Here is a 13,436-nt window from a genome sequence, read left to right as displayed (position 1 = left end):
TCGACGACGCCGGGCACCTCGTGCAGGAGGACAGCCCCGAGACGGTCCTCGCGACCGTGCTCGAGGTGCTCGACGCCGCTCGCGTGTGATCAGGGGGCGACCACCACGACGGACTGCCCGCAGTGGCTGCCCCGGGCGACCACCTGCCCCTCAGGGGCCTGCTGCCTGCACGATGGCGCGGGCGAACGTGTCGGGCGCCTCGACCGGGACGAAGTGGCCGACCCCGTCCACGGGCTGCACGGTGACGTGCGCGAAGAACTCTCCGACACGGTCGGACCAGGCGCTCGGGAACAGGGGGTCGTGCTCGGCCCACAGGAACGTCGTGGGGACCGTGATCTTCTCGTCGGGGACCGTCTCGCCCAGGTAGCGCGGCACGACGTCTCCGGCCGCCCGGTAGTACCCGATCGACGCGACGAACGCGCCGGCGGGGCCGTACGCCGACGTCAGGTGCTCGAGCCGGGCGGCGTCCATGACGAAGTCAGGGCCGGACCAGTGGGTCCAGAAGTACTCCAGGTAGTCCCGCACGGCGTCCGGTTTCCCGTCGAGGAGCTTCTCGGCGAGGTCGAGATGGTGGAAGGACTGATACCAGAACTCCCGGAACGGACCTTCGCTGAGAATCCGTGACCCGACGCCGGGAGCCGGTGGCGTGATGACCAGGGTGCTGAGCAGGTCGGGCCTGTCCTTCGCGATCTGCTGACCGACCCTGCTGCCGATGTCGTAACCGCCCAGCACGACCCGGTTGAGCCCCAGCTCTTCGATCAGTCCCGTGACACTGCGGGCCTGGGCCGCCAGGCCGTAGTGGTCGCCGGGGTCGCGGAGGTGCTTGTCCGAGGCACCGAAACCGCGCAGGTCCGGCACGACGACGTCGAACTCGTCCCCGAGCCTCTCGGCGACGGATGCCATGTCCGTCCGGTCCCCGGGCCAACCGTGGAGCAGGACCACCGGCGGCCGACCGACCGATCCCAGACGGTCGAAGCTCAGGGTGAATCCGTCGACCGGGGCGCCCGTCGACATGGAGAACACGCTCCTTCCCAACAACGCTCGCCTTCGACCCGGGCCGCGGGCCGACGCACGCTCTCGCGCGTCAGCGGAGACAGCATCGACGATCGCCTTCCGCGAACTCCAGTGGCTGGATGGACGACCACCGGCAAGATCAGGCCACTCCCCGGTCGCCACGCGGGCCTACCGACGACGCCGCGCGGACCCGTCGTCCTGATCCTCGGTGCGTGGGGTCCGCCGTGCGGGAGAGCCCCGCTCAGACGGTGCCGGCGGGTTCGGGAGCGGCCACCTCGGGCGGCGCGTCCACGTCGCCCAGGCTCCACGGGCGCACGATCACTGCGAGGACGACGCAGGCCAGGACCAGCGCACCGGTGACGGAGAGGCCCAGTGCGACGGCGTCGTTGCCGAGTATGCCGACCAGCGGCGAGACGAGCGCGCCGACCCCGAACTGGACGGCGCCGAGCAGCGCGGCCGCGGTCCCCGCGTGGCTGCCGTGCCGGGAGAGCGCCAGGGCGGGAGCGTTGGGCAGGGCCAGGCCGCACGCGAACAGCACTGCGCACATCGGGAGGACGACGCCGACGAGGCCCGTGCCGACCAGTGCCAGGGCGAGGAGGACGAACGCCGCCACGGTTCCCGCTCCGATCGCGGCGACGAGGATGTGGCGTGGCTCGAAGCGCCGCAGCAGCAGGGCGTTCAGCTGCGTGGCGGCGATGAGGAAGACCGCGCCCGCCCCGAAGAGGAACCCGAACTGCTGCTCGTCGAGCCCGTACTGGTCCTGGTAGACGAAGGTCGCGCCGGAGACGTAGCTGAACAGCCCGGCCATCGCGAGCCCGGCGACGAGGACCAGCCCAACGAAGGCCCGGTCGCGGAGGAGCCCGCGGTAGGTGCGCAGCGTCGTCCGGACGCCGGGGTGGCTGCGGCGGGCGGGCGGCAACGTCTCGGGCAGGGCGCGCCACACGACGGGCACCAGCACCGCCCCGTACAGCGCGAGCACCGCGAACACACCCCGCCAGGAGGTGACGCGCAGCAGCTCCCCGCCCAGGGTCGGGGCGAGGACGGGGGCCACCCCCATGACGAGGAACAGCCGCGAGAGCAGCGTCGCCGCCGGACGTCCGGTGAACAGGTCACGCACGACGGCGAGGGCGACGACGGCTCCGGCGGCGGCACCCAGGCCCTGCAGCACCCGCAGCACGCCGAGCACCGCCACGTTCGGCGCCACGACGATGGCCACGGAGGCGAGGACGTGCAGCGCGGTCCCCACCAGGAGGGGGCGGCGGCGCCCGACGGCGTCCGAGAGCGGGCCGATCAGCAGCTGGCCCGCGGCCAACCCGATCAGGGTGCCGGTCAACGTCAGCTGCACCGCCGCCTGCGTGGTCTCCAGCTGGGCGGTGATCGTCGGCAGCGCCGGGAGGTACATGTCGATCGTCAACGGCCCGAGCGCGATGAGCGCCCCGAGCACCAGCGCGATGCGTACCCGGCTCGGGGGCACGGCGGCGCGCTCCTCGGAGGTGGGGTCCTGCACGTCAGGGGAGGACGAGGTCATGGCGGCCTTCCGGGGTGGGGCGATCGGTGGCCCACTGCTCCGGGGGTCCTCGCACCACAAGTCCGGATCGCCCCCGACTGTTCCGGGACGTCCTGGATGTGACGACGCCCATCGTCATGAGCCGGACGCGGGCCGCCCGCCCGCCGTCCCGGGTCGATCGATCGAGGCCGAGACCTTCGCGAGTGGAAGCCGACCAGGAGGGGGTCGGGTCGATTCCGATCTGCGGTGCCGGACCCGGCTCAGGTCGCGGCGTCGTCGTCCGGGTTCCCGGCCAGGGCGCAGGCCTCGGCGGCCGAGACCTCGTCGTAACCGAGCTGGGTCTCCTCGTTGCGACGTGCGACCTGGGAGTCGATCCATCGGGTGTGGCCCTCCCACGCGGCTTGCCGCGTACTTCCGAGGGCCTGGCCGATCTGGGCCCAGGAGGCGCCCGTAGCCCGGGCGGTGCGCACGGTGAGCTGACGTCCCGCGATGGCCTTGCGGCTGATGAGCTCTCCGAGGGCGAGCAGTTCCAGCGCCTCCGAGCGGTCGAGCGCGCTGGGGCCGCTCGGGTCGTCCGGGTCGGACAGGGAGTCCCGCAGTCGGAGTTCGTCGTAGCGCGACACGGCGACGCGCAGGGTCAGGTCGCGGTCGAGCTGTTCCGGCGTCGTCATGACTGGACTGTCCGTCAAGACAGCCTGACAGTCAAGGTGACTTGACGATGCGGTCGCGCCGGTGGGAACGGGCGAAGGAGGAGTTCGTGCTGCGCGAAGCGCGCGCTCGCCGACCGCGAGTGGCCGGACATGAACTACTACGCCGAGGCGAAGTCGCCGGTCGTCCGAGCCGTCCTCGCGCGCGCCGGGTGGACGGAAGCAACGGCCTGAGCCGCGACACGCCGGCGGCGCGGACTTTGCCTGCCGCAGAGCATCGCCCGTCGACGCTGGGCCGGTGATCACTCCGTCGCGTCGTCTCCGGGTGTCGTCGATCTGTGCGGGTCTCGCGGTGGTCGCGATCCTGACGGCGGGTTGTGGTCCCGCCCGGCTCCCGGACGCGACGAGTGCATCGCCCTCCCCGGCCGCTGCGAGCGCGTCCACGGGCGGCGGGGTGGTCACCGTGCCGGCCTCGAGCCACGTCACCGGCGTCTACCCGGCCCGGTGCCGAGCCGTCGACGGCGGTCGCCGTCCCGACCCGTCGTGCACCCCGGGCGCGGTCCAGGCCACCGTCACCCAGGCCACGATCCGGTCCACGATCTGCCGCCACGGCTGGACCGCCACGGTCCGGGCCCCCGAGACGGAGACGGGCAAGGTCAAGAAGGCCGCCATGCTCGCCTACGGCGACCCCGCCGGGACGTCGTCGACGACCGAGCTCGACCACTTCCTGCCCCTCGAGCTCGGCGGCGCGAACGACGTCCGGAACCTGTGGCCCGAGCCGTCCGACGAGCCCGGCCGCGGCGTGCAGAACTCGAAGGACCAGGTCGAGGACCACCTCAACGCGGCGGTCTGCCGCGGGCAGGTCGGCCTCGTCGCCGCCCAGCAGGCCATCGCCGCCGACTGGACCACCGCCGAGCGGACCGTCGGCCTGGTCCGGTAGGACCGGGCGTCGGGAAGGGACTCAGGCGCAGACGGCGATGAAGACGAGCCCGTCGTCCCCGGCCCGGAGGTAGCGGGAGGATTCCTGGCTCACGGCGACGAACTGTCCCGGCGCGACCGGGACGTCCTCGCCGTCGACGACCAGCCAGCCGCTGCCGCGCAGGACCGCGTAGGCGTCCTCGGCGCGGTCGTCCACGTGGTCGTGCGGGACCGTCTCCTCGCCCGCCGGCAGCTCGATCTGGTAGAGCCCGAACGCCGTCACGCCGATCGCCTCGCCGACCCGCTTCTCGAACGGGCTCGCGGCCGGGTGGGGGCCGCGGCCGACGTCGAGATCGGACGGGTCGACGATCTGGAAGGTCATGCCGGGGAACGTACGCCGGTCTAGACGGTCCGCTCCGAGTTGATCAGCCAGCCGCCGCCGGTGCCGCGGCCCATCCCGAGCTCGTGGACCTCGCGGCTGGTCGACCCGTTCTTCGAGGTGAACACCAGGGTCGCCCGGACCGTGTCGTCGTCGATCGCCTCGGCGTCGGTGACCTGCACGGACGCGATCGTCGACCAGAAGCTCTGGTAGCCGCCGAACCCGCCCGCGGTGTCCTGCATGGTCGCGCCGAGCCGCGCCCAGCCCGCGCCGGGGTTCGCGGTGACGATCGAGTAGTAGTCGCGGACCGCGGCGACCATCTGGGTCCGTTCGTCGGTCGGTCCCGCCACCCCGGTCGACGTGGGCGACCCGAGCGAGGCGCCCTCGGTGCCGGTCGAGCCGCGGGTCAGGGCGACGGCGAGCAGGACGCCCGCGAGTACGGCGGCGAGCAGCACCGCGACGACGATGGCCGTGGTCGGACGACGGCGCTTCGCACGGGAGGCGGGAGCGGCCGCGACGGCGCGCGGACCGGACCCGTTGGACCGCGGGGCGGGCGGGGCGGGCGGCCCTACCCGGTCGCCGTCGCCGAGCGTCGGGCCCGGGTCCTCCGACCCGGCGTCGGGAAAGGGGCTGCCGTGCCAGGTGGGCGACGGGGTCCCGCCGGAGCGACCTCGCGAACCGGTGGCGACGCGGTCGGACTCGGTGGAGCGGCGGGAGTCGGGGACCCGGGCCTCGTCGAGGTCGGCGCGGGCCCAGCTCGCGGTCGACGCGGACCCGGCGGCGTGGGCGATCCGGCCGAGCTCGCGGCGGGCCTGGGCCGGGGTGGGGCGCTCGGTGGGGTCGTCGCGGAGCAGGCGCATGAGCAGCGCCGTCAGCGGCCCGGCCTGGACCGGCGGGTTCACCGCCCCGGCGGCCACGGCGTGCAGCAGCGCGAGCGCGTTGTCCTCCGACCCGAAGGGCGGCACGCCCTCGACCGCCGCGTACAGCGTGGCGCCGAGGGAGAAGACGTCGGAGGCGAACGTCGAGTCCTCCCCGCGGGCGACCTCGGGGGCCAGGTAGGCGGGGGTGCCGGCGAGCATGCCGGTGCGGGTGAGGGTCAGGTCGCCGGTGGCGCGGGAGATGCCGAAGTCGGTGATCTTGACGGTGCCGTCGCTGCCGATGAGGACGTTCCCCGGCTTGACGTCGCGGTGCACGATGCCGGCCTGGTGGGCGGCGTCGAGGGCGTCGGCGACCTGGCGGCCGATGCGCGCGACGAGGCGCGGGTCGAGCGGCCCCTGCTCGGCGAGCATCGCGGAGAGGCTGCGCGAGGGCAGGTACTCCATGACGAGCCACGGTTCGTCGCCCTCGATGGAGGCGTCGAAGACCGAGATCGCGTGCGGGTGCTGCAGCCGCGCCGCGATGCGTCCCTCGCGGAGGGTGCGCTGGCGGACCTCGTCGGCCTCGGACTCGTCGAGGCCCTGGTTGAGGAAGACCTGCTTGACGGCGACGACACGGCCGAGCCGCTCGTCCGTCCCGCGCCAGACGACGCCCATCGCGCCCGACCCGATGCGCTCCTCGAGGCGATACCGCCCGGCGACGACGCGACGAGCTGTCACCGGCCTCCCTCCGCCCGAGACTCCCGGGCCCCGCGGCCCCCGTGAGGCATCAGGGTAGAGGGCGGGACGTGTCGGGTCCCACGGTCGGGTGACGTGTCACGGCCGCGATCTGCGCCTCGCCCTACTGGCCGAGCAGACCGGACGCCGTGCTGGTCACGGCGGAGACGACGTCGCCGCCGTCCGAGCCGGAGGAGGAGCTGCTGCCGGAGTCGCTGCCGGAGCCCTCGTCCGAGGAACTCCCCGACGACGAGCCCTCGTCCGAGGACTCCTGCGAGGACTCCTCCGAGGACGACTGCTTCGCCGAGGAGGACGAGCCCGACGACGAGCCCTCGTCGTCCGAGCTGGTCGGCGCGGCCTGGGACGACGATCCGCTCGAGGTCGACCTCGCCCCGGTCAGCAATGTCCCGACGGTCTCGGACACCGTCTCGGTCGTCCGCTGCAGGGTCGGCCCGACGGCGGGGACGTCCTTGGTTGCGGTGCCGACCGCGTCCACGGTCTGCGTGACGGGCGCGGTGACCGTCTCGCTGGTCTTCGCGACGAAGTCGGAGGCCGTGCTCGTGGTCAGGGCCACCGTGCCGGCCAGCGGCGGGGCGACGGTCCCCACGGTGGTGCCGGCGTCGGTCAGCAACGTGCCGGTCGCCCCGGCGACGCCCGGCCCGGACGGCTTCTGGCCACCGCCGGTGAGGATCGTGGTCACGTCGGAGACCGTGTTCGTCAGGCCCTGGGTGGCGCCGCCGACGACGGGCAGCGGGGCCGCGACCCCGCCCACGGTGTCGACGGTGCCCCCGACGAGTGCCCCGGCGGGCGCGGCGACGTCCTGCTGCACGGCACCGGTCAGACCGCCCACCGTGTCGGTCACGCCGCCGACGACGGGCCCGACGACGGGCAGGGGCTTGACCGTGTTCCCGGTGTCGACGACGGCGCCGCCGACGATCGGGACGACGGGGGTCACACCGGCGGGGGAGTTCCCTCCGCCGGGCGGGGTGCCACCACCGCCACCGGTCGAGCCGCCGCCACCGGGGAGACCCGGGATGGGCAGGCCCGGCAGCCCCCCGCCGCCACCCGTACCTCCGCCGGTTCCCGCGCCGCCGCCGGGCGGGGTCGCCGTTCCCCCCGTCCCCGGCGTCACGACACCGGGGACGGGGGCGGCGGTCGCGCCGGGGAGCGACGTCGAGCCGGCGAGCGGGCCCCCGACGAGGGGACCGCCTCCGGAGAGACCCAGGCTCTGGGCCGAGGTCGAGAACGCGGCGAAGGCGACGGACCCGGGGGCGGCCGTCAGCGCGGAACCGGGAGCGCCGGGGATCGGCGTGACGCCGTCCGGGCCGACCGGCGAGTGGACGGGGGAGTCGTCGACCGGCGGGAGGAAGGTGGGGCCGGCGACCGCGCCGATGACGCCGACGGCGGTGCCGCCGACCAGGACCGCGGCGGTGGTGACCCGGCCGGCGGCGGTGCCGCGGCGGATCGTGAGCGGCGCGGCGTGGCGGCGCATCCGCCCGCTCGCGGTGATGACCGCACCCGTCGTCGGGAGCTCGCCGGTGTCCTCGCGCAGGACGTAGTCGGTCACCGGGACGCCGGCGGTGTGCCGACCGCGGTCCCGCCCGCGCTGTCGCGGGGCGTCGGGCAACGGGGGAAGCGCCGGGTCCTGCGATCCAGCGGTGCCGGAGAGGCCGTACCAGCCGCGGGACCGGTCACCCCGGCCCGCCGAGGCGGACACAGTCACGTCGTCACTCCCAGAAGTCAGCCCCCGCCAACGGTTCCTGTGAGGTGACTGTCTACTCGGGCAGGTGACGCACGCCCAGCGCCCGGGAAGGCCCGGCCGCCGATCGACCGCTCTCCGTCGCCGTGCGGGCGTGTTGCGGACACGGACGAGGGAGAACGGTGATCACTCATCCGAACGACGTCGCAACGGTCCGGTGACGGTCGTTCGGCGCTGCTGGACGGCCGCTCGGCGACGACGGGGAGCAGTGTGGTCACATCGGGTGCGCACGCTCCGACTCCGCCCGGGCCGCCCTCCGAGGTTGTCACGCGGCTGAACGGGTGGCGTCAGAAGGACGACGGCGGGTTGGCGAGCCGCTTGCGGGCGCTCTGGAGCTGGTTGACCGACGCGAGGCCGATGCCGCCGCCGAGGAGCAGCCCGATGACGTCGGGCGTGACGCCACCGTTGGTGAGCAGCAGGGCGAGGAGCGCCCCGACGGTGAGGCCGCCCGCCGCGGGCAGCCGCTTGCGGGCGTCGGCGGCGAGGTGCGAGGCGCCGGGACGCTTCGTGGCCACCGACCGCAGCATGAGCAGGTAGCCGCCGTAGCCGACGGCGGCGAGCAGACCGAGGATGGCGACGATCGTCGCGATCAGGTCGATGACCGTTCCCATGGATCCAGGATGCCAGCGCGGAGGTGTGGTCCGCGCCCGATTCCGGAACTACCGGCCGCCACCGAGCCGCCCGCGCCCGAGGCGCAGCAGCAGCATGCCGAGCTCGCGTCCCTCGCTGCCGAGGTCGCGGAACCGCGCCAGGACCTGCATCTCGCGGTTGTAGACGATGCGCGGGCCGCCGGCGGCCATGCGGGCGAGCCCGATGCGCTGCGAGATCTCGGAGCGGCGCTTGATCAGACGCAGCAGCTCGGCGTCGATGGCGTCGATCTCGACCCGCAGGTCGGGGATCTCCTCCGCCGTGGCGGGGGCGAGCCCGCCGGTGCTGCTGGTCGGCGTGTCGGTCACGGTCGTGGTCCTCACGGGTGTGTCGGAGCCGTCCGACCCCGGCACGAGAAAGCCCCGGGGTCGCGTGGACTCCGGGGCGGGCGTGGTGAGCAGTCAGCGCTGGGCAGCCACGGGAACCGGGGTCCGGGTCCCGTAGGGAAATCGCCGCGTCGCGTGCACGTCGACGAGAGTAGTCCGGGTCCGCCCCCGTGTCAGCAGCATCGGTCCGTCCGAGGAGGCCCCGGACCGTCGGGGGTGCCGGGTAGCGTGGCGAGGCGATGAGTAGCACTGAGACGGGGTCGTCCCGGACGGCCCGCCCGAGCGCCGCGGCCGGCCTCGCCGCGCGACTCGCGGGCGCGGCGGGGACCACCGCACTGCGCCGCACCGCGGACGGGCAGCCGGGCCGCGCGGACCCGCCCGGCCCGGGCGACCCGTCGTCGGGACGGGAGCGGCGCGACGACCGCGGGCAGAAGCTGCTCGAGGGGATGAACCCGCAGCAGCGCGAGGCCGTGACGCACGCCGGCTCGCCGCTGCTCATCGTGGCGGGCGCCGGTTCGGGCAAGACGCGGGTGCTGACCCACCGGATCGCCTACCAGCTCGCCCACGGCGCGCACCCCGGGCAGATCCTCGCGATCACCTTCACCAACAAGGCCGCGGCCGAGATGCGGGAGCGCGTCGCGGCCCTCGTCGGGCGGCGGTCCAACGCGATGTGGGTGTCGACCTTCCACTCCATGTGCGTGCGGATCCTGCGCCGCGAGTACAAGCACCTGGACCTGTCCAGCACGTTCTCGATCTACGACGCGGACGACTCGCGGCGGCTCGTCGCCACCATCACCAAGCAGCTCGACCTCGACCCGAAGCGGTTCCCGCCGCGCGGCCTGCTCGGGCAGATCAGCGCGTGGAAGAACGAGCTGGTCGACCCGATCACGGCCTCCGAGGCGGCGGCGAACGACTACGAGCGGCGCTGCGCCGACGTGTTCACCACCTACCAGCAGCGGCTGCAGGAATCGAACTCCCTGGACTTCGACGACCTGATCGGCCGCACGGTCGACCTCCTCCAGCGCTTCCCCGACGTGGCGGAGCACTACCGCCGCCGGTTCCGGCACGTGCTGGTCGACGAGTACCAGGACACGAACCACGCCCAGTACGCGCTGGTGCGGGCCCTGGCGAGCGGCTCGCCCGACGGGTCGGTGCCGCCCGCCGAGCTGGTCGTGGTGGGTGACGCCGACCAGTCGATCTACGCCTTCCGCGGCGCCACGATCCGCAACATCATCGAGTTCGAGCGGGACTACCCCGAGGCGCGGACGATCCTGCTGGAGCAGAACTACCGCTCCACGCAGATGATCCTGACGGCGGCCAACGGGGTCATCGCCCGCAACCCGGACCGGCGCGACAAGCGACTGTGGACCGACCAGGGCGACGGCGAGAAGATCGTCGGCTACGTCGCGGACAACGAGCACGACGAGGCCGCGTTCGTGGCCGCCGAGATCGACCGGCTCGTCGACGGCGGCGAGGTGCGCTTCGGCGAGGTCGCGGTGTTCTACCGGACGAACGCGCAGTCGCGGGTGTTCGAGGACGTGTTCGTGCGCCTCGGCATGCCGTACAAGATCGTCGGCGGCGTGCGGTTCTACGAGCGCCGCGAGGTCCGCGACGCGCTCGCCTACCTCAAGGTCCTCTCCAACCCGGAAGACACGGTCTCGCTGCGCCGGATCCTCAACGTGCCCAAGCGCGGGATCGGCGACCGCGCGGAGGCCGTGGTGGCCGACCACGCCGAGCGGGAGCACATCACCTTCGCGGCGGCGCTCCGGCGGGCGGCGGCGGGCACGGTGCACGGGCTCGCCACGCGGTCGCAGCGCAACATCGCCGACTTCGTCGAGATGATGGACGCGCTGTCCGCCGGGGTGGCCGGGGGCCAGGAGGTCGCCGACACCCTCGACGCGGTGCTCGACATGACGCGCTACCGCGCGGAGCTGGAGAACTCGGAGGACCCGCAGGAGCAGTCGCGGCTGGAGAACCTCACCGAGCTCGTCAGCGTCGCCCGCGAGTTCGTCGGCGACGCCCGGGCGAACGCCGCGGTGGCCGAGGCCGCCCAGGCCGACGGGGCGGCGGAGGTCCCGGCGGGCGTGGTGGTCGCGGCCGACGACGCCACCGACCCCGGCTCGCTGGAGGCCTTCCTCGAGCGGGTCTCGCTGGTCGCGGACGCCGACTCCATTCCCGACGGCGGGGACGGCGTGGTCACGCTGATGACGCTGCACACCGCGAAGGGCCTCGAGTTCCCGGTCGTGTTCTGCACGGGCTGGGAGGACGGCGTCTTCCCCCACCAGCGGGCACTGGCCGACCCGGCGGAGCTCTCCGAGGAGCGCCGGCTCGCCTACGTGGGGATCACCCGCGCCCAGCAGCGGCTCTACCTCTCCCGCGCGTTGATGCGCTCGGCGTTCGGACAGCCCCAGGCCAACCCGCCGTCGCGGTTCCTCGACGAGGTGCCCGTCGAGGTCGTGGACTGGCGGCGGTCCGCGCCCGAGCGGTCGGCGCCGTCGATGTCGACCGGCTTCGGGTCCGGCCGGAGCTGGGGCCGGGACCTCACCGGGGCCCGCTCGCGGCCGTCGCCGATGCGTTCGGCGTCGAGTGCGCCGGCCCTGTCGCTCGAGGTGGGCGACCGGGTCAGCCACGACAAGTACGGGCTCGGGCTGGTCACCGTCGTCGACGGCGTGGGCAGCAAGCAGACCGCGACGATCGACTTCGGGTCCTCGGGCACGGTGCGCCTGATGCTCATCGGGGGCGTCCCGATGCAGAAGCTGTAGGGGCGTGGGCTCCCCGGTTGCCGGGTCGCCGACCCGCGGGTAGGTCTGGAGGCAGGCGGTCGACCCCGATGCCGCCGAACGGTGGCTCGGTGACCCCCGGGAGTGCAGTGGACATCCACGACGACGGCCTGTTCGGACCCGACTCGGTGACGTGGCGGGTGCACGTCGAGCCCGTGCTGTGGATCGCGGGGATGCGGGCGCTGCTGCTGCAGTCGCTGCACCCCCGGGTGATGCGCGGGACCTATCAGAACTCCGCCCTGTTCGACCCGAAGAAGGCGTGGCCGCGGTTCCAGCGGACCGTCGAGTTCGTGGGCACCCGCACCTTCGGCAGCACCGCGGAGATCGAGGTGGCGGGGAGCCGGGTGCGTCGGCTGCACGCCACGCTGCGCGGCCACGACCCCGACGGGACCGCGTTCCGCCTCGACGAGCCCGAGCACCTGCTGTGGGTCCACGTCTGCGAGATCGACTCCTACGTCGACATCGCCCGGCGCGCGGGCGTGCTCGACGCCGCGGACGCCGACACCTACGTGGCCGAGAACGTGCGCGCGGCGGAGGTCGTGGGGCTCGACCCGGCGATCGTCCCGGCCACACAGGCGGAGATGGCGGCCTATTTCGAGCGGGTCCGCCCGGGCCTCCGGATGACCGACGAGGCCCGGCTCGGCGTCGGGGGCCTGCTGCGCCCGCAGCCGCACGCGCCCGCCGGGATCGCCGTCACGCTGTCCACCCTCGCGGGCCTGGCGCTGGGCACGCTGCCCCGGTGGGCGCGGCGGATGTACGGGCTCCCCGGCCTGCCGACGACCGATGCCGCCACGACGGTGGCGCTGCGCCTGACCCGGGGCGCGACGACGCTGCTGCCCGACCCGCCGATGCCGCCGCAGATCGCCCGGGCGCGCGAGCTGGTGCGGAGCGCCTGACGCGCTGCTCCGTTCGGCCGCACCCCAGGAACGAGCGAGCGGCACGTTCGCAGCATCTATGTGCGCGAGAGTGCCGCTCGCTCGGAACGGGACGGGCCTAGTCGGCGGACGCGCCCAGGGAGATGCCGCGCTCCGCGAGCCAGGGGAGCGGGTTGATCTTGGCGCCGCCCGGCGTCCAGACCTCGAAGTGCAGGTGCGGCCCCGTCGACTGCCCGCGGTTGCCGATCTCGGCGATCTCCTCGCCGGCCTTCACCTTCTGCCCCTCCTTCACGAAGGAGCGGTTGATGTGGCCGTAGACGTTGATCGTGCCGTCCTCGAGCTGCACCCGGACCCACATGCCGAACCCGCTGGCGGGGCCGGACTCGAGCACGGTGCCGTCGGCGACCGAGACGATCGGGGTGCCGATCGCGTTCGCGATGTCGACGCCGCGGTGCGAGGTGCCCCAGCGGGCGCCGAACCCGGAGGTGAAGCGGCCCTCGGCGGGCTTGACGAACTTCGGGGCGCGCGCGGCCGCCTCGCGGGCCACGGCGGCGTCGGCGACCTTGCGGGCCTTCGACAGCGACGAGACCTGGCTGGGGGCGGTGGGCGCCGGGGCGATCGCCATGACGCCGGTGGTGGCGGCGTCCAGGGCGGAGCTCGGCGCGGCGGTCGCGGCGGCGACCGGGGTGCTGGCCGCGGATGTCCCGGCGGAGAGCGCGAGGTCGGTGCGGGTCTCCCCGGTCGGCGCGTCGAGGCCGCTGGACACGACGCTGTGGCCCGCCGTGGCGAGCGCGCCGGCCGCGACCGCGGCGACGGCGAGACGGCCGGTCAGGGGGTTCGCGGCGCGGCGGCCGCGGGAGGGCCCGGCGTCGGGGGCAGGAGCCGGGGCCGGGCGCAGTCCAGCGGGCGCGTTAGTCGGCAGCGCCGGCGCGCGGCCGGACCCGCCGACGAAGGCCGTGGTCCGGCCCTCCTCCGCCGGGCGGGGCGCCGG

12 protein-coding genes are annotated in these 13,436 nt (G+C 74.2%); 3 read left to right on the top strand and 9 right to left on the bottom strand.

Annotated elements, in window-relative coordinates; translation table 11 throughout:
• Positions 1-150: 150 nt before the first annotated feature.
• From BJ983_RS18710 to BJ983_RS18700, 3 genes are all read right to left on the bottom strand, one after another.
• Complete coding sequence (locus BJ983_RS18710; protein WP_179795210.1) at positions 151-1,014, bottom strand: alpha/beta fold hydrolase; 864 nt, start codon at positions 1,012-1,014, stop codon at positions 151-153.
• Positions 1,015-1,255: 241 nt separating this feature from the next.
• Positions 1,256-2,542 (bottom strand): multidrug effflux MFS transporter, encoded by a 1,287-nt coding sequence (locus BJ983_RS18705; RefSeq protein WP_179795209.1) that lies wholly within the window; start codon positions 2,540-2,542, stop codon positions 1,256-1,258.
• A gap of 239 nt (positions 2,543-2,781) precedes the next feature.
• A complete protein-coding gene (locus BJ983_RS18700; RefSeq protein ID WP_179795208.1) occupies positions 2,782-3,192 on the bottom strand; it encodes a hypothetical protein in 411 nt (136 codons plus the stop codon).
• Positions 3,193-3,466: 274 nt separating this feature from the next.
• Here BJ983_RS18700 and BJ983_RS18695 point away from each other — a divergent pair, with 274 nt between their 5' ends.
• On the top strand, positions 3,467-4,108 hold the full coding sequence (locus BJ983_RS18695) for a hypothetical protein (protein ID WP_343054249.1): 642 nt from the start codon (positions 3,467-3,469) through the stop codon (positions 4,106-4,108).
• Between the two features lie 21 nt (positions 4,109-4,129).
• Here the strand turns inward: BJ983_RS18695 and BJ983_RS18690 are convergent, their stop codons facing one another.
• From BJ983_RS18690 to BJ983_RS18670, 5 genes are all read right to left on the bottom strand, one after another.
• Positions 4,130-4,468 (bottom strand): cupin domain-containing protein, encoded by a 339-nt coding sequence (locus BJ983_RS18690; RefSeq protein ID WP_179795207.1) that lies wholly within the window; start codon positions 4,466-4,468, stop codon positions 4,130-4,132.
• A 20-nt stretch (positions 4,469-4,488) separates the two neighbouring features.
• Positions 4,489-6,060, bottom strand: coding sequence for a serine/threonine-protein kinase (locus BJ983_RS18685; protein WP_343054248.1), 1,572 nt, complete (start codon positions 6,058-6,060; stop codon positions 4,489-4,491).
• Between the two features lie 121 nt (positions 6,061-6,181).
• On the bottom strand, positions 6,182-7,780 hold the full coding sequence (locus BJ983_RS18680; RefSeq protein ID WP_179795206.1) for a hypothetical protein: 1,599 nt from the start codon (positions 7,778-7,780) through the stop codon (positions 6,182-6,184).
• A gap of 323 nt (positions 7,781-8,103) precedes the next feature.
• Positions 8,104-8,427 (bottom strand): hypothetical protein, encoded by a 324-nt coding sequence (locus BJ983_RS18675; protein WP_179795205.1) that lies wholly within the window; start codon positions 8,425-8,427, stop codon positions 8,104-8,106.
• A gap of 48 nt (positions 8,428-8,475) precedes the next feature.
• Entirely contained in the window at positions 8,476-8,772 is a 297-nt protein-coding gene (locus BJ983_RS18670) for a chorismate mutase (protein ID WP_179795204.1), read from the bottom strand.
• A gap of 257 nt (positions 8,773-9,029) precedes the next feature.
• Between BJ983_RS18670 and pcrA the strand changes: the two genes are divergently transcribed.
• A complete protein-coding gene (pcrA, locus tag BJ983_RS18665) occupies positions 9,030-11,552 on the top strand; it encodes a DNA helicase PcrA (protein ID WP_179795203.1) in 2,523 nt (840 codons plus the stop codon).
• Positions 11,553-11,641: 89 nt separating this feature from the next.
• Positions 11,642-12,466, top strand: coding sequence for an oxygenase MpaB family protein (locus BJ983_RS18660; protein ID WP_343054247.1), 825 nt, complete (start codon positions 11,642-11,644; stop codon positions 12,464-12,466).
• 97 nt (positions 12,467-12,563) lie between these two features.
• Here the strand turns inward: BJ983_RS18660 and BJ983_RS30230 are convergent, their stop codons facing one another.
• Positions 12,564-13,367, bottom strand: coding sequence for a M23 family metallopeptidase (locus BJ983_RS30230; RefSeq protein ID WP_425484812.1), 804 nt, complete (start codon positions 13,365-13,367; stop codon positions 12,564-12,566).
• Positions 13,368-13,436 lie beyond the last annotated feature (69 nt).

The organism is Actinomycetospora corticicola, from assembly GCF_013409505.1.
Taxonomy (GTDB): domain Bacteria; phylum Actinomycetota; class Actinomycetes; order Mycobacteriales; family Pseudonocardiaceae; genus Actinomycetospora; species Actinomycetospora corticicola.
The sequence above is the reverse complement of the archived record's forward strand: the minus strand, read 5'-3'. Positions and strand labels throughout refer to the sequence as shown.

Bases quoted from the DNA above. Each gene is read 5' to 3' on its own strand.
- pcrA (WP_179795203.1), top strand. From the start codon at position 9,030: ATGAGTAGCACTGAGACGGGGTCGTCCCGGACGGCCCGCCCGAGCGCC.
- BJ983_RS18710 (WP_179795210.1), bottom strand. From the start codon at position 1,014: ATGTCGACGGGCGCCCCGGTCGACGGATTCACCCTGAGCTTCGACCGT.
- BJ983_RS18700 (WP_179795208.1), bottom strand. From the start codon at position 3,192: ATGACGACGCCGGAACAGCTCGACCGCGACCTGACCCTGCGCGTCGCC.
- BJ983_RS18690 (WP_179795207.1), bottom strand. From the start codon at position 4,468: ATGACCTTCCAGATCGTCGACCCGTCCGATCTCGACGTCGGCCGCGGC.
- BJ983_RS18705 (WP_179795209.1), bottom strand. From the start codon at position 2,542: ATGACCTCGTCCTCCCCTGACGTGCAGGACCCCACCTCCGAGGAGCGC.
- BJ983_RS18675 (WP_179795205.1), bottom strand. From the start codon at position 8,427: ATGGGAACGGTCATCGACCTGATCGCGACGATCGTCGCCATCCTCGGT.